Genomic DNA, 19,846 nt, shown 5'->3' on the forward strand with positions numbered 1-19,846 from the left:
AATATGCAGTCAGATAAAACATCCCAAAAACCTAGCATTATTATTTGCATATTTCCTCATGAAGGGTGCGCAGCTAAGCTGCGTGAAGTTCAGGCCGGTATGGAGGAAGAAGGGGTGCCTTGTTCTCTCCTAACCGGTGAAGAAGTGGATGCCATCGCTCTTGCCTACAGGGGGGCTTATGCTTCGCCGCTCGGGGTAGGAGTAGGCATCAGTACTGAGGGAATGTGTATTCATTACCAGAAACTGCCTGAGCGCCAGCCGCTGTTTGTTTTAGATGGTGAGGACAATTTGGCAGAATGGCGGCGTTTTGGTTATAATGCTGCACGTCTGGTCAAAGGGCTTCCTTTTAAAAGCAAACAGATAGAAGCAGCAGGTAACCAATTGGATACCTCTCAATTATATGCGAGTGTTCGCGAAATTGTCCTTAAAGTACTGCAGGAATTTGCTCAAGGCCATGGGGAGGTGAATACATGGTCAAAAACGCCTTAGGTCTGATTGAAGTAGTGGGCTTGGCTGCCGGTATGGAAGCAGCCGATGCCGCGATTAAAGCAGCTAATGTTGAATTACTTGGCTACGAACTTACCAAAGGTGGCGGAATGGTTGTTATCAAACTATGTGGAGATGTAGGAGCTGTCAAAGCGGCCGTTGATGCGGGTGCTGCTGCAGCCAGTAAGGTCAATAAAGTTTTTTCCACACACGTGATACCCCGTCCGCACCATGAACTGGGCGCAATTGTAATTACTAAGGAAACTGTAGGCAGAAAGCAGGCTGACCCTGCACCAGTAGAAGCCTCGCCACAGTGTGAACAGTCAGCTCCGGCTGAGACTGTAACTCTGGTCGAGCCGGAATCAACTGTGCAGGCAGAGGAGAGCCCGGATATCGAGCCTGCTGCTGAAGCAGAAATAAAAGAGGAACCGGTCCTTACAGTGAATCCGGCTGAGATTTGCAACCTGTGCGGCGATCCTGCGTGCTCACGCAAAAAGGGCGACCCCAGGGTGACTTGCATCCATTACGACAAGAATAAGGAGGATGAATAGTATGCGCGGAGAGGCATTAGGAATGGTGGAAACCAAAGGTTTAGTTGGCGCTATTGAGGCTGCTGACGCCATGGTAAAAGCCGCAAACGTAGTTTTAGTTGGTTATGAAAAAATTGGTTCAGGTTTGGTTACCGTGATGGTGCGCGGTGATGTAGGTGCTGTAAAAGCAGCTACTGACAGCGGTGCTGCTGCTGCCCAGCGTGTTGGTGAACTGGTATCTGTTCACGTTATTCCCCGCCCTCATACGGATATTGAGAAAATTCTTCCTAAGGCAGAGTAATCAGTATAAGTGCTAAGCACTGGAGGTGAGAGGATGGACCCAAAATTACTTGAACAGATTGTCAGCCAGGTACTGGCTGCAATACCTAATGTAGAGCAGGCAGAAAAAGGTATTCCGGTAGGTGTATCAAATCGTCACATCCACCTCTCTGCCGAGCATATTGAAACCTTGTTTGGCAGCGGTCATACCCTTACCAAGGAAAAAGACCTGAAACAGGTAGGTGAATTTGCTGCCAAGGAGACAGTTACCTTGGTTGGTCCTAAGGGTGTTATGCGAGGTGTCCGGGTATTAGGCCCGGTTCGCAAGTTTACCCAGCTGGAGATATCCCGAACTGATGGATTTAGTTTGGGTGTAATACCGCCGCTTAGAGACTCAGGCAAAATTCAAGGATCGCCTGGTATTGTCCTGGTCGGACCCAAGGGCGCAGTTACGCTTACAGAAGGTGTTATCTGTGCTGCCAGGCACATTCACATGCAGGAGGCCGATGCGCGGCAGCTTAAGGTTGCCGATGGTGATCGCGTCACTGTTCAGGTGAATGGCGCCCGAGGTGGAAGCTTCGGCAATGTACTGGTTCGGGTACATCCGGACTTCCGTCTGGAATTTCACATTGATACAGATGAGGCCAATGCCGCAGAGCTTAAGAACGGCGACATGGTTACTCTGTGTCAGGTGGGGGAGAAATAGCGTGGACAATGAAAAACTTGTGGAGTTAGTTACCGCTGAGGTATTGCGCCAGCTTAACCTAAGGGCTGGCTCGGTATCCATGCAGCCTGACGGCCCGCACTATAAAGCGCTGGCTATTTTCACAGGTGGAACCATTGGACTTGAAACAAGCCTGGAAGAACTAAGAGCTCTGCAGGCCATAAACACTGAGCTTACCGTTGTTCTTTCAGAAGCCGCTGAAAAAATCATAGGGATAAACTGGATAAAGGAAAAACTGGGTAGTCACGTGCAGGTTGTTACTACCCAGTCCCCTTATCCAGGGAAATATTTACGGGCCGCCGATATTGTGCTCGTCCCTGTGTTAACCCAAAATACAGCGGCAAAACTTGCATATACCTTGTCAGATACAATGGTATCTACCTTGATTTTTCAGGCTTTAATGCTTGGTAAACCGGTAATCGCCGCGCAAAATGCGGCCGATCCGGAGGATGGCTGGCGGATACAAAAAAGTATGGAAAAAGCCTCGCCGGCGCTTAAGGCAGCACTGCGGGGAAATCTGAATAAGCTTGAAACCTATGGAATTCAGCTTGCGCCTGTGGCAAGCCTGGCTGAAAAGGCAAAAAAAGTATTAATCCCAGTGATTAAGCCGCAAGCGGTGCAGAGCCCGGAAAAAGTCTCAAAAAGAAAAGTAATTGATGCCGATACTGTTAGACGTGCTGCACAGAGTGGGGCGGCTGCTCTTAGTGTTCCACAGGGGACGATTATCACTCCTTTAGCACGCGATATCGCCAAAGAATGTAATATAGAGATTATTTACAGCTAAAGCAGGAGGGTGAATAGAGATGTGGGTAGGAAAGATAATCGGCACACTTGTAGCTACACCTAAAGACGACAGCCTGACCGGTAGTAAACTGCTTATCGTGCAGCCGATACGATTCGGCAATCGTCCGGCCGGTACCCCGATTGTTGCGGTAGATACAATTGGCGCCGGTACTGGTGAAACTGTACTTGTCGTTGATGGAAGTTCTGCCCGGCATGTAACAGGCAACCCGCAAGCAGCAGTGGATGCAGCCATTATCGGCATTATTGACAGCATCGAAATCAATAAAAGCTTACTCGAGGAGTAATGTACCATGAAAGTGTACACCAAAACAGGTGACGAAGGAAAAACCAGCCTGCTGAGCAAAGAGCGGGTATTTAAAGATAGTATCAGGGTACACGCTTACGGTACTGTGGATGAAGCCAATGCGGCCATGGGCCTGGGGAAATCTCTCACAGATAAAGAGTGGGTTATTGATATCATTCATCCGATTCAGCAGGAACTAATATTGCTAAACGCTGATTTGGCGACTGACAGTGTAACCGGCAGCAATAACTATCGTATTACCCCTACTCATGTCGAGCGCTTAGAAAGCATAATCGATACATTAGAACAGCAGCGTATTCCGCAACCGTACTTTGTTACACCCGGGGGAACGTCAGCCAGTGCTGCGCTTGATCTAGCACGTACCATTGTGCGACGGGCTGAACGGTGCATTGTCAGACTTAGACGCACAGAAACGGTACCCACACCTGTTGCACTTTACTTAAACAGGTTGTCCGACTTGCTGTTTGTTTTAGCAAGGTGCGTCGAACAGGAAGAGCTGGTCGCAAAAGTGACCAAAGCTGTAAAGCAGGTTCTTCAAAGTCTAGAGCAAAAAGATGGGGGGAAAGACGTGATGTTGGAAAAAGCCAAAAAGATGATTGAGGCTGCCGAAAAGAAGGCAATTGAAATCGGCGTACCCATGGTTATCGCTGTAGTCGATAATGGTGGCAATCTTGTTGCCCAAGAGCGAATGGACAATGCCTTATTAGCCAGCGTTTCGATCGCACTTAATAAAGCCTATACTGCAGTTGCGCTCAAAATGGGTACAGACCAAGCAGCGGCGGTATCCCAGCCTGGTCAAATGTTATATGGTCTAAATACTACCGATGGCTGCCGGATGATTGTATTTGGCGGCGGTTTCCCCATCTGGGAAAATGGTGTGTTAGTTGGTGGAATTGGTGTAAGCGGCGGATCAGTTGATGACGACATGGCTGTAGCTAAAGCCGGTCTGGCTGCCTATTAAAAAAGGCGGCTGGCACGGAAGGAGGAAGATAAGTGACTATTGATCAAAGCTTAATTGCAAAAATTACAGCAGAAATAATGGCCAGAGTACAGGAGCAAAAACAGGGTGCTGCTGGTGATGGCGGTATTTTTACAACAATTGATGAGGCTGTGGCTGCAGCACGAGCTGCGCAAAAACAGCTGAAGAAATTGTCAATAGAAAAGCGCGAAGAACTCATCAAGGCTATGCGCCAGACTTCGTGTGACAACGCCGAGAAGTTTGCTGAAATGGCGGTAAAAGAATCCGGTATGGGACGCGTAGCTGACAAGGTTCTGAAAAATAAGCTGGTCGCTACCAAGACGCCTGGAACCGAGGACCTGAAGAGCGAGGCCTGGAGCGGGGACTGCGGCTTGACGCTGATTGAAATGGGACCCTATGGGGTAATCGGCTCAATCACGCCAACAACTAATCCGTCCGAAACCGTTATCTGTAACGGAATCGGCATGGTTGCCGCAGGCAATGCTGTTGTTTTTAGCCCGCATCCTACAGCCAAAAACACATCATTGCTTACTATTAAATTGTTAAATGAGGCCATTGTAAAAGCAGGTGGTCCGGCTAACCTGTTAACAGCAGTTGCTGAACCTTCACTGGAAGCAACAAATGCTATGATGCAGCACCCGGACATTAATATGCTTGTAGCCACAGGCGGTCCTGCGGTAGTCAAGGCTGTCATGTCTGCCGGTAAAAAGGCCATCGGTGCCGGTGCCGGCAATCCGCCGGCTGTTGTCGATGAAACAGCTGACATTGAAAAGGCAGCGAAGGATATTATTGCAGGCTGTTCTTTTGACAACAACCTGCCTTGCATTGCCGAAAAAGAGGTTATCGCCGTTGGCAGCATTGCTGATAAACTGATGGCCTATATGCAGCGTTATGGCGCTTACTTAATATCAGGTCAGGATATTGACCGGTTGGCTAAAGTCATTTTGACTGAGAAAGAAGAATTGGTTGCTGCCGGTTGCACGGAGAAGCCCAAGAAGATATATGGAGTTAATAAAAACTATGTCGGTAAAGATGCTAAATACATTTTAAGCCAAATCGGCATCAATGTACCTGACAGCATCCGCGCCGTCATTTGTGAAACCAACGCCGACCATCCGTTTGTTATCGAAGAACTCATGATGCCGGTATTACCCATTGTTCAGGTAAAAGACATTGATGAGGCCATTGAATTGGCGGTCAAGGTCGAGCATGGCAACAGGCATACGGCCATCATGCACTCCAAAAACGTCGATAATTTAACAAGGTTGGCTAAAGCCATTGAGACCACGATATTTGTAAAAAATGCTCCTTCATATGCTGGTATCGGTGTTGGCGGCGAAGGATTTACTACTTTTACTATCGCAGGACCGACAGGCGAAGGACTTACCTCTGCGCGCAGCTTTACCCGCCAGCGTCGCTGTGTTCTTGTTGATGCTCTATCCATTGTGTAACATGATACCGCAAAGGGAGTAGGTGACAGTATGCGGGAAGAGATTATTGCCGCAGTAAAAGCGGCAGGAGTAGTGGGAGCCGGCGGTGCCGGCTTCCCCACGCATGTAAAAATTAACGCCAATGTTGACACTGTTATTGTCAATGGCGCTGAATGTGAACCCCTCCTAAGAGCTCACCAGCTTATCATGGCCAGTGAAAGCGAAAAACTTATCATTGGTCTGAGGGCAGTTATGGTAGCTACCGGCGCCCGCCGCGGGGTTATTGGCTTAAAACGGAAGTATGAAGAGGCCGTAACCAGGCTGCAGGCATCATTAAAACAAATGAATGCGCAAGAAATCGAGCTGTTTTTCCTCCCAGACATCTATCCGGCAGGAGATGAACAGGTACTGCTCCATGAGGTAACAGGCCGGGTTGTCCCTGAAGGCGGTATTCCACTGCATGTTGGTGTTGTCGTCGCCAATGTCGAGACACTGATCAATGTAGCCGAAGCACTCTCAGGCAAGCCTGTTACTGACAAATATGTCACTGTAACAGGGGCGGTTAACAAACCTGCGACATTCAAAGTACCTATAGGCATGGCCATTAGAGAGTTAATTCAGTTGGCAGGCGGCGCAGCTGTGCCCCAGTATGCGGTTATTGATGGCGGACCCATGATGGGGAAGCTTACTACTGATGATCAGCCAGTTACCAAAACAACGGGCGGCATTATCGTGCTGCCGCAGAATCACTCGCTCGTAGCCGAAAAAAGTACGCCCTGGGCAGCCATAGCCAACAGGGCAAAGGCTGTTTGCTGTAACTGCCGGGCTTGTACTGATGTCTGCCCGCGCAATCTCTTGGGACATAGCCTGGAGCCGCATCGAATCATGCAGGCCATTGGCAGAGGACAGTATCACGAAACAGATGTTGTCACTAAGGCGTTTTTATGCTCTGAATGTGGTGCCTGTGACTCCTTTGGCTGCAGTATGGGATTATCGCCGCGGCGCGTTAATGCTGAACTAAAGCGTCAATTTAGCCAAGCGCACATGAAAAATCCTCATAATGCCAAGCCACAAAATTCTCGTTCAAACCGGGAGTATCGCCTAATTCCGACAAAAAGGCTGCTCTACCGGCTGGGACTGGGGAATTATGATGTTAAAGCTCCGCTGCAAACTGAACCAGTCACAGTTAAAGATGTCAGAATATTGCTATCACAACATATCGGTGCTCCGGCAAAGCCTATTGTTGACATTGGCGCTATCGTTAACGTTGGTGATCTAATAGCCGTAATTCCTGAAGGAGCTGCGGTAGGAACCAACCTTCACGCAAGTATTTCAGGACAAGTATATGCTGTGGACCGTTCGATTGGAATTCGGACAATGTAATGCAGCAGGGGGAGAATAAAATGAAACGTGCCATAGGATTATTAGAGATTAAAAATATCACAAAAGGTATTTTGGTCGCCGACACCATGCTAAAAGCGGCTAATGTTGAGTTGATTATGTCTCAACCCCTGTGCCCGGGCAAATATGTTGTTATGGTCGGCGGTGATGTTGGCGCTGTACAAAGCGCCGTACGGAGCGGTAAGGGTGTTGGCACAGAGAATATTGTGGATGAATTTGTTCTTCCTAATATTCATCCTGATGTATTCCAAGCTCTATCAGGTTGTACCGAGGTTAAGCAAATAAAGTCGTTAGGCGTTATTGAGAGTTACTCGGTGGCATCAGCCATTATTGCTGCAGACACAGCAGCCAAGGCAGCCGCCGTACAGCTCTTAGAGGTTCGCTTAGCGCGCGGGATGGGTGGAAAAGCTGTGGTATCAATGAGTGGTGAGGTCGGAGCCGTAACTGCGGCAGTCCGTGCAGGCAGTCATGCCATACAGGACAGCGGGTTCCTGGTTGATCAGCTTGTTATTCCTGCACCACACCAGAGTCTTCATCAGGCGTTATTTTAATAGAATTAGGAATTATTTAATAAAGCGTTTCAAATAGTGAACGCTTTATTTTTTTATGCGCTGTGTAAGCTGTTTCACTATATGGGTAATTTTTACAAAGGGGGGTGGTTTATTGTATTGACTTGATATCGGCGATATATTATCATATTAATATATCCATAAACGTAAATATATTAATATGAAGGCGTAATTTAATATAGCAATCATATACTTTTGTATGACCTAGATGAGTATGACGGTATGTTGAGAAAGGAGGGGGAAGATGTCTACTTAATGTAGTATTGCGTATGCGTGCCTAAGAATCGACTCTATACTATATATTGTTTTTGGAGGTGTAGGACTAATGAGTGAAAAACGATTAGACTTTTTTGAGCGTTATTTAACAGTTTGGGTTGGACTATGTATTGTAGTTGGCATTACTCTGGGTAAGCTGTTTCCTGATGCGGTAAATGCGTTAAGTAAAATGGAAGTAAGCCATGTAAACCTTCCCATTGCTATACTAATCTGGTTGATGATTTATCCGATGATGATTAAAATTGATTTCTCAGCTATCTTAAAGGTAGGTGAAAAGCCCCGGGGACTTTTAATTACATTATTTATTAACTGGATAGTAAAGCCGTTTAGTATGGCATTCTTAGCTTGGCTATTCTTTAAACATATTTTTATCGGGTATATTGGAGAAGATCTGGCAAATGAATATATTGCTGGGTCAATTATTTTGGCAGCTGCACCTTGTACAGCAATGGTTTTTGTATGGAGTTATCTAACAGATGGAGATCCAGCATACACTTTAGTGCAGGTTGCTATTAATGACTTAATAATGTTGGTCTTATTCGCGCCAATCGTTATGTTTTTGCTAGGGGTGTCTGACATTGTTGTGCCGAAAGATGTTTTATTTATGTCGGTGCTGCTCTACATTGTTATTCCTCTAGTGGCAGGTTATCTAACTAGGCGAATTCTGCTTAAGTCGAAAGGCGAAGAGTGGTTTAATACCAAACTCTTAGCCCCTCTAAAACCGGTTACAATTCTCGCACTGCTAGCAACTCTGGTGATCATATTTGCATTCCAGGGAGAGACTATTTTAAGCAATTGGTTCAACATCATCTTAATTGCTGTGCCAATTACTATTCAGGTTTACTTCAACTCATCCCTAGCGTATGGTCTTGCCAAATTCTTAAATGTCCCCCATTCTATCGCGGCTCCCGGTGCGCTAATTGGCGCAAGCAACTTCTTTGAACTGGCTGTTGCGGTAACAATATCGCTTTTTGGATTGCAGTCAGGAGCAACATTGGCCACCGTGGTTGGTGTACTTGTAGAAGTACCTGTAATGCTATCTGTATGTAGCTTCTGTAATAGAACACGTGACTGGTTTCCGAAGGAAGAGAAACAAAAAGCTGTATAGTAAGTAGCAACAAAAGCAGGCGAAGGCCTGCTTTTTTATTTTGAGTATATCATTATTATGATTAACGTGTGGATAATCTGCAAGAATATAAAAAGCTTCAATAGATTAAGGGAGTTATAAACTTATAAAATGCAAAATAGTGACAATCTAAAGCAATCTAATACAAGGAAAAGCAGAACAGGAAGTATTTGTCCATGGTTTAGGAAATAGTTAACTGAAAGTTATTCAATCGCAAGTTGATCTAGGTGGAAATGGCAATGTCAGAATATTTATATTTACTAAATTATACATAAACATAGCAACTATTCACTATGCCTTCGGATTTATAATTAAGATGTAGTATAAACCTTGTGGGGAGGAGGTTTTAGCGAAAGAATTGCAGGCCAGTAGATAAACTAACAACAGATGAAAAAAGGAGGTTTACTATGACAACTCCGTATTTAGGCGAATTTCTTGGTGTGGCTACCCTGATTTTTTTTGGTAATGGTGTTGTTGCGAATTCCCTGCTCAAACTGTCAAAAGCCGAAGGTGCTGGTTGGTTTAATATCATCACCGGCTGGATGGTGGGTGTTGGTATGGGCGTGTATGTTGCCATTGCCTGTGGCGCACCACAAGCCGATATTAACCCAGCGGTAACCTTTGCTAAACTGCTTAATGGTGTATATACAACGCCTGAAGCTCTCATGATAATGATTTCTCAAGTTGCGGGTGGTTTTGTTGGCGGTTGTATGACTTATCTGTTCTTCCGGGGTCACTGGGAGTTAACTGAAGATCAGGGTATCAAGTTAGCCATTTTTTGTACAGGTCCGGCAATTCGCAATTATGGTCAAAATCTACTGTGCGAAATTATGGCGACCGTTGCTTTGATTTTTATAATTTTTGCTATGTTTTCCAAACCAGTCGGCGGCATGGCGCCAGGCTTTGGTCCTTTCATGGTTGCAGTTTTAGTATGGGGCTTGGGTTCTAGCATAGGCGGTACTACCGGTTACGCCATGAATCCGGCTCGTGACTTGGGACCAAGACTTGCGCATGCCTTTTGCCCAATTCCCGGCAAAGGCTCGTCTGATTGGGCTTACGCTTGGGTTCCGGTTGTTGGACCTTTCATTGGCGGCGGTATAGCTTTTGCCCTCGCTAAAGGAATAGGTATACTATAACCAATCAATCTCGGCAAGGAAGGGAGATTACCGAAAGGTAGTCTTCTTTTTTGTTACTGCGCTATTGACAGGTGAGGCGATAAGGGTTATTGTATTACACATATTTAATGTTGTTTATTTGTTGCTGGTATGGTAATCTAAAATTTTTTTATGGAGTGTTAGTGATGAAAAAGGTTGCTTCGATTTATAAGGCTTTGGGTGACGAGACTCGGCTGGAAATAATCAAGATGCTTTATGGAAAAGAACTATGTGTATGCGACATTATTGACGCTTGTGACAAATCTCAACCCGCAATCTCGCATCATCTGAAAATTTTGAAGCAAACCGGTTTGTTGGAGGATAGACGAGAGGGAAAGTGGATATTTTATCGAATCAATTATGAGAATTTGAAGATTATTAAAAGTTTTATAGACGATACAATGAAACATGAGACTGAGTTGGTAAGGTGCATACCCTGCTCGCCGAACCGGATGTTGTAGCATAGTTGAACCACTCCCATCTGAAATAGATGGGGTTTTTTTATTGGCATTCTCTCAAGAAAAAGAAAATCCTCCTGCTTTATTACCATATGCGATGTTAGTTGCTCATCACATATGGTAATAAAGCAGGGGCTGCTCTGATTTCAAAGAGTGTTCTCCTCTTTTATGTTGGTATTTCTATCGACAGGGTAAGGTTCTCAAAAAGTTTACAAACTTTTAACATAACGTACATTGACTATATGGAAGCTGTGACCTATGATGAAAACATATTTACACTGTTGAATATGATAAATAGTTTTGCACAAACAAGCCTGAACTATGGATGATTAGGCAAGCTCAAATAAAGGTAATAGAGGGGGATGGCGATGAAGAAACTAAAAGTGGTGATCATTTGTACACAGAACAGTGCCCGTAGTCAAATGGCAGAAGCATTTTTCAAAAAGTATGGCGAAGATATTATAGAGGTCTACAGCGCTGGTTTAGAACCAACTATAGTAAATCCCTATGCCATCAGAGTTATGCAGGAGATTGGCGTTGACATTAGCGGCCAGCGGTCGAAAGGGGTTAAGGAGTATTTGGGAAAAATGTCTTTTGGCTATGTGATTGCCGTGTGCAAAAAGGCGGAAGACCGATGTCCGGTCATCTTTCCAGGTGTGCGAACGCTGTTGGCGTGGCCGTTTGATGACCCTGCCGCTGTGGAAGGGTCAGAAGAAGAAAAACTGCAACAGTTTAGACAAGTGCGCGATGCAATAGAGGCGAAAGTTAAAGACTGGACTATAGACTACCGGAACAGTATTTAGTTGACAGGAAGAAGGCTGCACAGCATGGGTAGACGTACTGTAACAAAGGCGTCACCGGGAATGCCGCCCAAAATATCTTGCTAAACCATGGCTTTAAGCAGGTGTTTAATCTCTCGGATGGATACAAGAATTACGGTAAACAACATCAAAGCTCGCCCATCAACCATCCGAATAAGTGTTTTTCGAGATCAGCTCATCGATACAACCTGAGAGATCCCCACGCTTAGCGGGGATCTCTTTCTTATCCTGTAAGAAAGTATAACTTTCCGTCTGGATAAGGGCAACATCGGCTTCCGCTGTCGCTAAGGCTCGGCGCAAGCCGTGTTTTCTTTATCGTTTAGTTGAGGATGTACGGAAAGTAAGATACGATCTCACTCAGCACCAGCCTTTTTAAAAACTTGGTATAAAGCAGTACTAAAGATTTGAATTCCTTCCAGTGTTGTATCACGCTTTTCCTTGGGTATATTCTCCAATATAGCTTCAAAATAGCGATCCGAGTTTAGCTCGATCTCTTTAAAAGTAAGTTTTCCTCTTTCTGTAAGTTCGATATCCACATATCTGCGGTCATCAGAGTTAGGTTTTCTCTGAAGATAGCCCTTATTTACTAAGTCTTCCACGGTTCTACTTACTGCACTTTTACTAATGTTTAATCGGCCTGCTAGCTCATTTACCGAGATCTTTTTCTCTTGCGCGGTTTCCCAAATAACATGGCATTGGGCATATGTACAATCGTAGCAAAATGTTTTTTTGCCTTCCAGTACACCTAAACTTCTCATAAAAATTTTTATAGTATTTCTCACAATCGAAATATTAGTAGGCTCCTTTGTCATTGCATCTACCATCTTTCTATTAGTATGATTAATTAACAACAAAAACTGTTGACTATGTTAACTATCGATGATATGATTTGATTATACATATAATTCCAGAAGATGTAAATAGAGTTGATGCTTTTTATACAAATCTTTGTTAAATCACACACGGATAAGCGAATGGTATGAAGTGTTCCTGGCGATGGATTCATCGAAATGAACAAAAGGTGGTTGACTATGCCTATCTACCTTGATAATGCAGCTACATCCTACCCAAAGCCTGACGCAGTAGCCGACTCTGTGTATCATTTTATGAAGCATATTGGTGCTAATGCAGGTCGGGGGGCATACGCTAGGGCGAGAGACGCCGACGATAGGGTCTATCAAGTTAGAAAGCTGCTTTGTCGGTTATTTAACCATACTGATCCAGAGCATGTTATTTTTGCATCCAATGTGACTGAGGCCATTAATTTAGCGATACGCGGTATTGTTAAGCCCGGAGGACATGTCATTACCAGTAGTATTGAGCACAATGCGGTCTGGCGGTGCTTAAAGATGTTGGAACGGGACTACGATATCCGAATTTCTACTGTTCCTTGTGATAGCAGTGGCATGACTGACGTTGGGATGATTGAAGCACTGGTACAGCCAAACACCCAGCTTTTTGTATTTACTCACGCTTCCAATGTACTGGGAACTATCCAGCCTATCCGACAAATTGGGAGAATTGCTAGGCAGCATGACATTCTGTTCTTAGTAGATAGTGCTCAGACTGCTGGTGCCTACCCAATTGATATAGAGGAAGATTATATTGATATATTGGCTTTTACCGGCCACAAGAGTTTACTGGGCCCTATGGGTACCGGGGGACTTGTGGTAAATTATGAGGGAATGATTCGTCCACAAAAAGCAGGAGGTACAGGGAGAGACTCAATTTCACCATATCAACCTGACTATCTCCCCGATGGTTTAGAGGCAGGTACTCTTAATGTAGGTGGAATTATCGGATTGGGGGCAGCGGTAAGTTTTATTCTGGATGAGACTGTTGAAGAAATCAGAAAGAAAGAGCGGTTCTTGACTCACTATGCACTTAAACAATTGCAAGATCTAGACCAAGTAATAATATATGGGCCAGGTGATCCAGACAAGATGGTAGGAGTAATTTCTTTCAATTTACTAGACACTCCGGCGGTTGAGGTAGCTTATATATTAGATGAGGTATACGAAATTATGGTCAGGGCTGGATTGCATTGTGCGCCGACTGCTCATCGATTAATTGGCACGGAATTGGTTGGGACTGTTAGGATGAGTTTCGGATACTTTAATGAGAAGGAAGATATTGATATTATCATGTCTGCTCTAGCACAGATCATTTCGAAATTATGAAAGGGGATGATGCGATATGGGCAAAGTGTTTGTATCGTTTGATGAGTCTGAGCAATTATTGCTAAAAAGCATCTATTACGATGAAGACCCTGACGAAGCCCTGGAATTCGTTCTAAAACACATTATACCTAAGGTTAAAAAAGATATGTCTTGCCTGGCGAACACGTTGTCGGCCCAGAAAGGGTAAAAAGCGATAGGGGGCTTGCGAATATGTCAATCAAATGTGTAACTTGTGGTATTGCAGATAAAACACCTGATGGTAAGTTATGGTGTATTAAGTACAAATTTGAGATATCTGACGAAACTGCAGCAAACAGGTCTGATTGTTATTATTTTATTAAACCTCAGTTCGAAGATGGGGAGCCTATGTCTGTGTTACAAAATCTGATGATCAAGGAATGCGAACTTTCGTCTAGGCGAATGCGAGGCCCGGTTTAGAATTCGACGTCTAGTATGAATGTATGTCTACGTTTTCGCTGGATGGTGCGGACATCCAATGCAATTGGCAAAAGAATTACATGATAATTTTTGATAGAGTCATTCGTGCCTATGAGTAACTGTGATGATAAGAGCATAAGTGGGCAAATCAATAGGGGGTTGCTGAAAGCAATCCCCCTGTTTGTTTTTTATTTCAAGTTCCTTGACATGCGCATCGTGAATAATTGTTTGATTTTACAGGTCTTACATATCACTAACGAAAATTTACTTACACGGAGAGCAACTACAGCAACTAGGGGCTAAAGTGCTCACGTTGATATCATTTCCTTGAAATTTCGTTTGTTGAACATGATCGGCAACCTTTTGTGCGTATTGATCTATTTCGGCCCTGGGCATGTCGAAAATTTCAAAGTATTTATCGCGATCGAAACTATAGAGCCGAATAGCTTCTACAATCGTTGGGTTAAAGTCGGGAATACGTGTTTTCATGATTTGTGTACCGCAGTGCAGGAAGCACCCTTCAATAACGATGGTTTCAGGGGCTTTTTTCACTAAATCTACAAAACCGGAGTCGCCAGTAACCGCATCTCCCAGGCAGATCCTGACTGAAGCATCTCTTTCCGATTGGTAAGCCAAAATATTAGCGGCAACACGAGCTATTTCACCCTTGATACAACCGCCTTCACAAGCCATTATGGCTGTTTTGGGCGAACCGCGCAACACCTTTTCTACATAGCGTGCACCTTCGGCACAGATTCTTCTTCCTCCGGTTAATTCTCCACACCCATTTGACAACTGCTATTCCTCCTCAGATAAACTTGTAATAATGAATTAATATACTGCGAATTAGCAACAAGAACCACCGCTGCAATCACATACATTGCCTGTCGAACCAGGGTTTGCTGACGGCTTACCTTGTAGGGCAGCGGCATGTTCATCCATTTTAAAAGCGGCACCTTTTCTCACTGTTTTGCCAATGTTGATTGCGGCACTTATTTCTTGTTCACTGGCGCCATGATCTTTTGCCTTGTTGACATGATAGTCAAGACAAGGTTGGCAGTTTGCACCAATTGACGCCCCAATAGCGATAAGTTCAGTAAGTTTTTCATCAAAAACCATTCTGCGTCACCTCCTTTTATTACTATAGACGGAAGTCACGCCGAAAAGGATACAACAAATCAAGTACTTTTATTTTTTAATGGCCCCTTTGGTTCGCATGCAAGTACATTTCGCTCATCCCGGTAGAAGTTACAGTTTTTTGAGTAATCTTCCTTGAGCTTGGCCTTTGCCCGGTGAAGGCGGATTTTTACCACATCCAGACTAAGACCTAAAACTTCAGCAATTTCTTTGTTTTTAAGTCCCTCGAGTTCACTTAGAATAACTACAGTACGATACATTTCGGGTAAATTGTCGATGAACGAGCGTATGCATGAATTCATTTCTTTATAAATAAGTTGCGATTCTGGCAAAGAACTTTTTGGAACTTCGGCTAGTTTATTAATGTCTATATCAATCTCAATAGCCTCTTCTTGAGGCCTGGGTTGTTGTATTGTTTTCCTAACTTCTCGGCTATAGGGGGCACTACGCATTTTGTCAATAGCAGCATTGGTGGCAATGCGGTAAATCCAGGTAGAAAGCTGAGATTCGTTTCGGAAGGTATCAACTGACTGACCAATTTTAATGAAGATTTCCTGAGTTAAATCCTCTGCTTCCTGGTGGCCGACTAGCTGGGTGACATAGCGATGTATTTTAGGCCAAAATGATAAATAGATGTCCTCGAAGTTGACTGGTGTTGAGCAGTTAGTTATCTCTGCGTCTTTGTCCCTGTTCACTTAGACACCTTCCTTCTTTTAAATATATTTACTGGAGGTAGTTCCCAAAAAATTCAACTAATGAAGTCAAAAGTCCTTTCGGTGTTGAAGAAGAAATGGCAAAGATTATCGTTCGAGAATTGAGGGTCTAAGACCTGAGAGCATCGTAAAAATTATTAAGTTTTTTACTACAGTAAGAATTAGATTACAGGGTATTGACCCGCCTGGAATATAATGTTAATATATTATAAATTAATAATATATTGATGGATAGTACGAAGGGGTTACTCTATGAGTAGATGTACCTGTGGAGCAGCCCAAGAGGTGTCTGAACTACTAGGGGGGATTGCGGAATGAAGATTGAAGTATTAGGCATGGGTTGCGCAAAATGCCATACTCTTACCGGGCTGGCTATGGAAGCGGTTGCGGAACTGGGTATTACCGCCGAAATTGTTAAAGTTGATAACATGAAAGACATTATGGCCTATGGGGTCATGACAACTCCGGCGCTTGTTATTGATGGCGTTGTTAAAGTTAAAGGGAAAATTCCAAGTAAGGATGAGATTAAAGCATTTATTAAAGGCTAAACCATAAACAGTAGTGCTTTTTTGCAGCAAAAGTGTATTGCTTCATAGAAAGCATAGTGAAAAGACCAGTAAATTCAAATAGATTACTGGTCTTTTCTTTGATTTTAATTGACAGAATTTTTAAACGCAAATAATATGGTATTAAACAGAGATATATAAGGGGGAGGGAAACTATGGCAGACTGGGATAGGATAAAGCTAATTGCCTGTGGCGGGCAGGATAAAGTTAATGGATTAATTGCTCATGAAGCAATAGTGCAGGCTGGGGCTGAGCTAGCCGAAAATCAGGCCGAAGTCATGTGTCTAGCAAGAATTGTTGTGGGTAATATTGAGGCTATTGCTAAGCTTGATGGAGTAGCGTGTATAACAGTAGATGGCTGCGCGAGAAAGTGCGCATCAAAAAACGTAGAGATCTACGGCGGGGATATCAGGCGGCAGATTGTAATAGCTGATACACTTGTAACATTAGAATCAGAAGATGTAGGCTCAATTGCGGGATTAAACCAACGAGGGTTGTCATTGGCTGGAATAGTCGCTCAGGATGTGGCGGCTGCTGTCAAAGAATTGGGACCAAAAGGAGGAAATGTATGATGGAGAGCGGCGCTTTCCGCGTTGGTATAGTTGCTTGTAGTGGTGTTGACTGTCTGGGCGGGGTAATAGCCAGGATGGCGGCAGGGAAAGTCATTAGCGAACTACGGCCTGGACAGACTGTGGGTCAGTGTCTGCCGCTCTTTTTAACTGGGAACATGAAAGAACAGGAATTTGCCAGGATTTATCCAACAATAACGGTGGAGGGATGCAGTCAGGCTTGCGCCTGTGGTGTGGTGGAAAAATATAGTGGCAAAGTTATTGTTTCCGCATCAGTGCCCGATGTTCTCGGGAGTGAGATCGCTGCTTTGCCGGCTGCAACAGAGGCGGTTGTCGCTAGCACATATGCAGAAAAGGTTAATGCAGTTATCAGCGATGTAACAGCTAAGGTTGATGGATTGCTGGCAATGTTGGCGCGTATGACCGGGGAAAAAAGTAAACATACTTGTAACTGTGGCTGCGGTAGTGCTGACAGCAAAAATTGTGATTGTAGCAATGGCTGTAATTGTATATAAGCTGAAGATGCAACTGAATTTGTCTATGTCAAATGGAGTAAAAGAGTAGTAAACTGGAGTTTACTACTCTTTTTATATGGAAAAAAAGTCGAAGATTCGGGAAAGAGCAAGAAGTTTATATAATTTCATCAAATTTATCAAGGGAATCTTAGCTTAAAAAACGAAATCAACATATATTGAGAAAATTCAAAATATATGTTGGAGGTCGAATTGATGAGTACAAAAGTAGTAGATCAGAGTCAAGGTTTGGACAATTCCAACACCGTTAAATTGCAGGACATTATCGATATGGACTTTCTGCAAAAGTTCCAGGATACTTTTGCAGAATCTTTAGGAGTGGCAAGTATCACCGTTGATATGGAGGGCAACCCTGTTACTAAGCCCAGTAATTTTACCAGGTTTTGCATGGAATACACCAGAGGATCAAAAACTGGCCTTGCCCGTTGTATGGAGTGCGACCGCAAAGGCGGAGAGGAATCAGCAAGAACCAATAAACCTGCTATCTATGACTGTCATGCCGGACTAGTTGACTTTGGTGCACCCATTATGTTGGAGGGACGGCAAATTGGTTCTATCCTGGGCGGACAAGTTTTGACCTCGGTTCCAGATGAGTTCTATTATCGCAAGGTTGCGCAGGAAATCGGCGTTGACCCTGACGAATACATAGCCGCGTTACGCGAAGTGAAACAAATATCGCGAAAGAGTCTTGAATCGGCAGCTACTATGTTATATCTGGTTGCTAACACACTCTCTAAGACTTGGTATCAGCAGCATAAACTCAAGCACATGGCAGGATTAATCAATGATAGTGTGATTCAAATATCGGCAACAATGGAAGAATTAGCGGCCTCGGCCAGTGATGTGAGCAATAACCAAAATACCTTGAATGCGGAAATCCAGAATGTAAATATTGTTTCAGGTAAAATTAACGAAGTTATGGACTTTATTAAAGAGATCGCTGATGAAACCCGGCTATTAGGTCTTAACGCCGCCATTGAGGCCGCTAGGGCTGGGGATGCCGGCCTGGGCTTCGGTGTGGTAGCACAGGAAATCCGGAAACTCTCTGGTGATTCCAAGCAAACGGTCGGCAAAATAAAAGAGTTTACCACTATTATTCAGGAATCAGTCAATAAGACTGTGACTATGGGGCAGGCTACCTCAGTAACCGTAGAACAACAAGCTGCCGCCATCGAGGAAGTGACTGCAAGTATCCAGGAAGTAACAACAATGGCCGAGCAGTTACACACAATGGCAAATGAAAAGTGATAGGTGAAGGGAGGGGGCATAATGGCACGTATTCAAATGGTTGTATTTGATATTGACGGTAGAGAGTTTGGCATTGATGCAAAACTTGTGAATGGTATTATGAGAGCGAATAAAGTCAGTATTCAAACAGTCCCAAGTTCTTCTGATGCCATTGAGGGAATGATTAACTGGCGCGGAAAAGTCAGTTATGTACTCAATCTGCGCAAGAAGTTCAAGCTGGATAGGCAGTCTTTCGCAGAGGAAAGAAAAATAATGATGGCATATGCCAATGATTCAATAGTGGGATTCTTAGTTGACGAAGTGACAGATATTATCACATTTAATTCAGAAGAGATTGAGCCGGCTCCTTCATTTATCCAGCAGTCTTTAAATCAATGTATAACAGGCATCGGAAAAATCGAGGATAGATTAGTTGTTATGTTGGATCTGGATAAAATTCTGGTTAGTGGAGAAGTCGATTCAGCATTACTAGGTAGTCTTATTGTTAGTTCATGAACCATATCCTTGCATGCCCCGCACCTCCAAGGTGCGGGGTTAGTGCGTCTTATATAGTAATCGAGAGACTGAAAGGCTAGAACGAACATGAGATTTTTTGTTGTGTATTGACGAAATTGCGAGAATAATGTAGAATTGGCATAGAGTGAGATAGAGGGAATGAGCATGAATCAACTTGATCGGCCGTTTATGGCGGAGAGTATCAAAAGTGTTGGGACGGCTGCAATGCTGTTGGCGTTAACTAGAACCATGGCAGATGAAGACTTTGTTAAAAAGATGCTTGCTGCTCAGGGCTATAAAGTTGTTGTGACTGAAGTGGGCGGAAATTCGGCATTATCCGAATTTCAGGGAAAGGTTACTAAGGCGGTACTTGGTGCTGCGCTTAATACTGGAATAATCTCTAAAACGCCAACAAACTACCACGCGTTGCTTCATGCGACAGATGAAGCTAAGCGCGGAGTCATGGTCAACGTAGCCAGCAGTGCCAGTATCGCTGTCAAAATAGCCATTGTTCGAGATGACCAGTGGGTTGCGGTTGCTTTGTTCGGGGAATCGGCTATTCATCCGTTGACTAACCATGAACGAGCTGGGCTGGGAATTATGCACTTAGGCGTATAAAACTATAT

26 protein-coding genes and 1 pseudogene are annotated in these 19,846 nt (G+C 44.1%); 23 read left to right on the forward strand and 4 right to left on the reverse strand.

The window, feature by feature from the left end:
• Positions 1 to 3 precede the first annotated feature (3 nt).
• From B9A22_RS01310 to B9A22_RS26475, 15 genes and pseudogenes are all read left to right on the forward strand, one after another.
• Positions 4 to 489, forward strand: coding sequence for a glycerol dehydratase reactivase beta/small subunit family protein (locus tag B9A22_RS01310; RefSeq protein WP_084573786.1), 486 nt, complete (start codon positions 4 to 6; stop codon positions 487 to 489).
• Positions 471 to 1,037 carry a BMC domain-containing protein gene (locus tag B9A22_RS26215; RefSeq protein WP_084573787.1) on the forward strand — a complete coding sequence of 189 codons (567 nt, stop codon included), beginning with the start codon at positions 471 to 473 and terminating at the stop codon, positions 1,035 to 1,037. Before B9A22_RS01310 ends, B9A22_RS26215 begins: the two co-directional genes overlap by 19 nt.
• 1 nt (position 1,038) lies before the next feature.
• Complete coding sequence (gene eutM, locus B9A22_RS01320) at positions 1,039 to 1,317, forward strand: ethanolamine utilization microcompartment protein EutM (protein WP_084573788.1); 279 nt, start codon at positions 1,039 to 1,041, stop codon at positions 1,315 to 1,317.
• Positions 1,318 to 1,350: 33 nt separating this feature from the next.
• Positions 1,351 to 2,001 carry a phosphate propanoyltransferase gene (gene pduL, locus B9A22_RS01325; protein WP_084573789.1) on the forward strand — a complete coding sequence of 217 codons (651 nt, stop codon included), beginning with the start codon at positions 1,351 to 1,353 and terminating at the stop codon, positions 1,999 to 2,001.
• 1 nt (position 2,002) lies between these two features.
• On the forward strand, positions 2,003 to 2,803 hold the full coding sequence (locus tag B9A22_RS01330; RefSeq protein WP_084573790.1) for a flavoprotein: 801 nt from the start codon (positions 2,003 to 2,005) through the stop codon (positions 2,801 to 2,803).
• 19 nt (positions 2,804 to 2,822) lie between these two features.
• Positions 2,823 to 3,107 (forward strand): EutN/CcmL family microcompartment protein, encoded by a 285-nt coding sequence (locus B9A22_RS01335; protein ID WP_084573791.1) that lies wholly within the window; start codon positions 2,823 to 2,825, stop codon positions 3,105 to 3,107.
• Between the two features lie 6 nt (positions 3,108 to 3,113).
• A complete protein-coding gene (locus tag B9A22_RS01340) occupies positions 3,114 to 4,088 on the forward strand; it encodes a cob(I)yrinic acid a,c-diamide adenosyltransferase (RefSeq protein WP_084573792.1) in 975 nt (324 codons plus the stop codon).
• A gap of 32 nt (positions 4,089 to 4,120) precedes the next feature.
• The gene (locus B9A22_RS01345) at positions 4,121 to 5,557 is read left to right on the forward strand and encodes an aldehyde dehydrogenase family protein (protein WP_084573793.1); all 1,437 of its coding nucleotides are present in this window, start codon (positions 4,121 to 4,123) and stop codon (positions 5,555 to 5,557) included.
• Between the two features lie 30 nt (positions 5,558 to 5,587).
• Positions 5,588 to 6,919 (forward strand): SLBB domain-containing protein, encoded by a 1,332-nt coding sequence (locus tag B9A22_RS01350; protein ID WP_084573794.1) that lies wholly within the window; start codon positions 5,588 to 5,590, stop codon positions 6,917 to 6,919.
• Between the two features lie 20 nt (positions 6,920 to 6,939).
• Positions 6,940 to 7,488, forward strand: coding sequence for a BMC domain-containing protein (locus B9A22_RS01355; RefSeq protein WP_084573795.1), 549 nt, complete (start codon positions 6,940 to 6,942; stop codon positions 7,486 to 7,488).
• A 343-nt stretch (positions 7,489 to 7,831) separates the two neighbouring features.
• Positions 7,832 to 8,890 (forward strand): ACR3 family arsenite efflux transporter, encoded by a 1,059-nt coding sequence (gene arsB / locus B9A22_RS01360; RefSeq protein WP_084573796.1) that lies wholly within the window; start codon positions 7,832 to 7,834, stop codon positions 8,888 to 8,890.
• A gap of 425 nt (positions 8,891 to 9,315) precedes the next feature.
• Entirely contained in the window at positions 9,316 to 10,044 is a 729-nt protein-coding gene (locus tag B9A22_RS01365; protein WP_084573797.1) for an MIP/aquaporin family protein, read from the forward strand.
• 164 nt (positions 10,045 to 10,208) lie between these two features.
• Complete coding sequence (locus B9A22_RS01370) at positions 10,209 to 10,523, forward strand: ArsR/SmtB family transcription factor (protein ID WP_084573798.1); 315 nt, start codon at positions 10,209 to 10,211, stop codon at positions 10,521 to 10,523.
• A gap of 365 nt (positions 10,524 to 10,888) precedes the next feature.
• Positions 10,889 to 11,323, forward strand: coding sequence for an arsenate reductase ArsC (locus tag B9A22_RS01375; RefSeq protein ID WP_084573799.1), 435 nt, complete (start codon positions 10,889 to 10,891; stop codon positions 11,321 to 11,323).
• Positions 11,324 to 11,367: 44 nt separating this feature from the next.
• Positions 11,368 to 11,550, forward strand: a pseudogene (locus B9A22_RS26475) (hypothetical protein); the annotation flags it as partial.
• Positions 11,551 to 11,694: 144 nt separating this feature from the next.
• Here B9A22_RS26475 and B9A22_RS01380 read toward each other — a convergent pair.
• Positions 11,695 to 12,165 (reverse strand): MarR family winged helix-turn-helix transcriptional regulator, encoded by a 471-nt coding sequence (locus B9A22_RS01380; protein ID WP_245823743.1) that lies wholly within the window; start codon positions 12,163 to 12,165, stop codon positions 11,695 to 11,697.
• Positions 12,166 to 12,372: 207 nt separating this feature from the next.
• Between B9A22_RS01380 and B9A22_RS01385 the strand changes: the two genes are divergently transcribed.
• Both B9A22_RS01385 and B9A22_RS25175 read left to right on the forward strand, forming a co-directional pair.
• Positions 12,373 to 13,521: an aminotransferase class V-fold PLP-dependent enzyme gene (locus B9A22_RS01385; RefSeq protein ID WP_084573801.1), complete on the forward strand. Its 1,149-nt coding sequence runs from the start codon at positions 12,373 to 12,375 to the stop codon at positions 13,519 to 13,521.
• 16 nt (positions 13,522 to 13,537) lie between these two features.
• A complete protein-coding gene (locus B9A22_RS25175; protein ID WP_176215338.1) occupies positions 13,538 to 13,708 on the forward strand; it encodes a hypothetical protein in 171 nt (56 codons plus the stop codon).
• Between the two features lie 515 nt (positions 13,709 to 14,223).
• On the opposite strand, the gene B9A22_RS01395 is transcribed toward B9A22_RS25175, so the two are convergent.
• The 3 genes from B9A22_RS01395 to B9A22_RS01405 are packed head-to-tail and all read right to left on the reverse strand — an operon-like array spanning position 14,224 to position 15,791.
• A complete protein-coding gene (locus tag B9A22_RS01395) occupies positions 14,224 to 14,754 on the reverse strand; it encodes a putative zinc-binding protein (RefSeq protein ID WP_084573803.1) in 531 nt (176 codons plus the stop codon).
• Between the two features lie 51 nt (positions 14,755 to 14,805).
• On the reverse strand, positions 14,806 to 15,078 hold the full coding sequence (locus B9A22_RS01400) for a carboxymuconolactone decarboxylase family protein (RefSeq protein WP_084573804.1): 273 nt from the start codon (positions 15,076 to 15,078) through the stop codon (positions 14,806 to 14,808).
• A gap of 59 nt (positions 15,079 to 15,137) precedes the next feature.
• Positions 15,138 to 15,791 carry an RNA polymerase sigma factor gene (locus B9A22_RS01405; protein WP_084573805.1) on the reverse strand — a complete coding sequence of 218 codons (654 nt, stop codon included), beginning with the start codon at positions 15,789 to 15,791 and terminating at the stop codon, positions 15,138 to 15,140.
• A gap of 332 nt (positions 15,792 to 16,123) precedes the next feature.
• On the opposite strand from B9A22_RS01405, the gene B9A22_RS01410 reads away from it, so the two are divergent.
• The 6 genes from B9A22_RS01410 to B9A22_RS01435 all read left to right on the forward strand — a co-directional run bounded on the left by B9A22_RS01410 (position 16,124) and on the right by B9A22_RS01435 (position 19,838).
• Positions 16,124 to 16,357: a thioredoxin family protein gene (locus B9A22_RS01410; RefSeq protein ID WP_084573806.1), complete on the forward strand. Its 234-nt coding sequence runs from the start codon at positions 16,124 to 16,126 to the stop codon at positions 16,355 to 16,357.
• A gap of 173 nt (positions 16,358 to 16,530) precedes the next feature.
• A complete protein-coding gene (locus B9A22_RS01415; protein ID WP_084573807.1) occupies positions 16,531 to 16,947 on the forward strand; it encodes a putative zinc-binding protein in 417 nt (138 codons plus the stop codon).
• Positions 16,944 to 17,459: a putative zinc-binding protein gene (locus B9A22_RS01420; protein WP_084573808.1), complete on the forward strand. Its 516-nt coding sequence runs from the start codon at positions 16,944 to 16,946 to the stop codon at positions 17,457 to 17,459. The genes B9A22_RS01415 and B9A22_RS01420 overlap by 4 nt, the downstream gene beginning before the upstream one ends.
• Before the next feature lie 213 nt (positions 17,460 to 17,672).
• On the forward strand, positions 17,673 to 18,725 hold the full coding sequence (locus B9A22_RS01425; protein WP_139796118.1) for a PocR ligand-binding domain-containing protein: 1,053 nt from the start codon (positions 17,673 to 17,675) through the stop codon (positions 18,723 to 18,725).
• A gap of 21 nt (positions 18,726 to 18,746) precedes the next feature.
• A complete protein-coding gene (locus B9A22_RS01430) occupies positions 18,747 to 19,220 on the forward strand; it encodes a chemotaxis protein CheW (protein WP_084573810.1) in 474 nt (157 codons plus the stop codon).
• Between the two features lie 165 nt (positions 19,221 to 19,385).
• Positions 19,386 to 19,838 carry a HutP family protein gene (locus tag B9A22_RS01435; protein ID WP_084573811.1) on the forward strand — a complete coding sequence of 151 codons (453 nt, stop codon included), beginning with the start codon at positions 19,386 to 19,388 and terminating at the stop codon, positions 19,836 to 19,838.
• Positions 19,839 to 19,846 lie beyond the last annotated feature (8 nt).

It is taken from the genome of Sporomusa malonica (genome assembly GCF_900176355.1).
GTDB classification, from domain to species: Bacteria; Bacillota; Negativicutes; order Sporomusales; family Sporomusaceae; genus Sporomusa; species Sporomusa malonica.

Excerpts from the sequence above, each read along its gene's own strand:
- B9A22_RS01310 (WP_084573786.1), top strand. The coding sequence starts at position 4 with ATGCAGTCAGATAAAACATCCCAAAAACCTAGCATTATTATTTGCATA.
- B9A22_RS26215 (WP_084573787.1), top strand. The coding sequence starts at position 471 with ATGGTCAAAAACGCCTTAGGTCTGATTGAAGTAGTGGGCTTGGCTGCC.
- eutM (WP_084573788.1), top strand. The coding sequence starts at position 1,039 with ATGCGCGGAGAGGCATTAGGAATGGTGGAAACCAAAGGTTTAGTTGGC.
- pduL (WP_084573789.1), top strand. The coding sequence starts at position 1,351 with ATGGACCCAAAATTACTTGAACAGATTGTCAGCCAGGTACTGGCTGCA.
- B9A22_RS01335 (WP_084573791.1), top strand. The coding sequence starts at position 2,823 with ATGTGGGTAGGAAAGATAATCGGCACACTTGTAGCTACACCTAAAGAC.
- B9A22_RS01340 (WP_084573792.1), top strand. The coding sequence starts at position 3,114 with ATGAAAGTGTACACCAAAACAGGTGACGAAGGAAAAACCAGCCTGCTG.
- B9A22_RS01350 (WP_084573794.1), top strand. The coding sequence starts at position 5,588 with ATGCGGGAAGAGATTATTGCCGCAGTAAAAGCGGCAGGAGTAGTGGGA.
- B9A22_RS01355 (WP_084573795.1), top strand. The coding sequence starts at position 6,940 with ATGAAACGTGCCATAGGATTATTAGAGATTAAAAATATCACAAAAGGT.
- arsB (WP_084573796.1), top strand. The coding sequence starts at position 7,832 with ATGAGTGAAAAACGATTAGACTTTTTTGAGCGTTATTTAACAGTTTGG.
- B9A22_RS01365 (WP_084573797.1), top strand. The coding sequence starts at position 9,316 with ATGACAACTCCGTATTTAGGCGAATTTCTTGGTGTGGCTACCCTGATT.
- B9A22_RS01370 (WP_084573798.1), top strand. The coding sequence starts at position 10,209 with ATGAAAAAGGTTGCTTCGATTTATAAGGCTTTGGGTGACGAGACTCGG.
- B9A22_RS01375 (WP_084573799.1), top strand. The coding sequence starts at position 10,889 with ATGAAGAAACTAAAAGTGGTGATCATTTGTACACAGAACAGTGCCCGT.
- B9A22_RS01380 (WP_245823743.1), bottom strand. The coding sequence starts at position 12,165 with ATGGTAGATGCAATGACAAAGGAGCCTACTAATATTTCGATTGTGAGA.
- B9A22_RS01385 (WP_084573801.1), top strand. The coding sequence starts at position 12,373 with ATGCCTATCTACCTTGATAATGCAGCTACATCCTACCCAAAGCCTGAC.
- B9A22_RS25175 (WP_176215338.1), top strand. The coding sequence starts at position 13,538 with ATGGGCAAAGTGTTTGTATCGTTTGATGAGTCTGAGCAATTATTGCTA.
- B9A22_RS01400 (WP_084573804.1), bottom strand. The coding sequence starts at position 15,078 with ATGGTTTTTGATGAAAAACTTACTGAACTTATCGCTATTGGGGCGTCA.
- B9A22_RS01410 (WP_084573806.1), top strand. The coding sequence starts at position 16,124 with ATGAAGATTGAAGTATTAGGCATGGGTTGCGCAAAATGCCATACTCTT.
- B9A22_RS01415 (WP_084573807.1), top strand. The coding sequence starts at position 16,531 with ATGGCAGACTGGGATAGGATAAAGCTAATTGCCTGTGGCGGGCAGGAT.
- B9A22_RS01420 (WP_084573808.1), top strand. The coding sequence starts at position 16,944 with ATGATGGAGAGCGGCGCTTTCCGCGTTGGTATAGTTGCTTGTAGTGGT.
- B9A22_RS01425 (WP_139796118.1), top strand. The coding sequence starts at position 17,673 with ATGAGTACAAAAGTAGTAGATCAGAGTCAAGGTTTGGACAATTCCAAC.
- B9A22_RS01430 (WP_084573810.1), top strand. The coding sequence starts at position 18,747 with ATGGCACGTATTCAAATGGTTGTATTTGATATTGACGGTAGAGAGTTT.
- B9A22_RS01435 (WP_084573811.1), top strand. The coding sequence starts at position 19,386 with ATGAATCAACTTGATCGGCCGTTTATGGCGGAGAGTATCAAAAGTGTT.